The following is an 828-nucleotide window of genomic DNA, read 5'->3' as shown; positions in this document are numbered from 1 at the left end:
TCGATCTGGCGACGGCGACGCCGGCCTGGGCGAACCTGCCGGAATCCAATCCGGACCCACGCGCCCTCGGCCTGACCTCGCGCCATCTCGCCTATGTGATCTACACCTCAGGATCAACCGGTACGCCCAAGGGCGTCATGGTCGAGCATCGCGGATTGGTGAATCATACGACCTGGCAGGTGAATCGCTTCCAATTCGGTACCCACGACGTTTTCTTGCAGCGAACCTCCCCCGCTTTTGATGCCGCCGTATGGGAGCTATGGACAGCTTTGTCGATTGGGGCACACTCAGTTCTTCTTCCTCTCGACCGACAATTAGATATTCGAACAATTTTAGATCTACTGGATAAGTACCGAGTAACGGTTCTGCAATTGGTTCCATCGCTTCTTTCAGCATTGCTCACGGTCACTGACGTCGAGCAAAAGCAAATCGATTCTCTGCGCTACATATTCTGTGGTGGAGAGGTCCTTAGAAAAGAACTGGCCACTAGATGGCTGCAATTGGCATCGCAGCCACTTGTCAATCTCTATGGACCTACTGAGGCCACGATTGACTCGACAGCTTGGCTTTATCCCGCTGGATTTGACGGGTCAGTTGTCCCGATTGGCCGCCCGATTGCCAACACGCGGATCTATCTGCTGGACGGTCATGCTGAGCCCGTTCCGTTTGGGGCGGTGGGGGAGCTTTACATCGGCGGGGCGGGGGTCGCGCGCGGCTATCTGAACCGGCCCGAGCTGACGGCGGAGCGGTTCATCGCCAGTCCCTTTGTGGAAGGCGACCGGCTGTACCGGACCGGCGACCTGGCGCGCTATCTGCCGGACGGCAATC

The 828-nt window shown here is 57.7% G+C and carries 1 protein-coding gene; it reads left to right on the top strand.

The genetic code is table 11. The features are described from left to right. On the top strand, nt 1–828 hold an 828-nt coding region (locus tag QCM77_RS45955), incomplete at both ends, for an amino acid adenylation domain-containing protein (RefSeq protein WP_280097146.1).

Origin of the sequence: Bradyrhizobium nivariense, from assembly GCF_029846695.2 — a bacterium.
Classification (GTDB): Bacteria; Pseudomonadota; Alphaproteobacteria; order Rhizobiales; family Xanthobacteraceae; genus Bradyrhizobium.
This window is presented reverse-complemented; position numbering and strand designations above follow the sequence as displayed.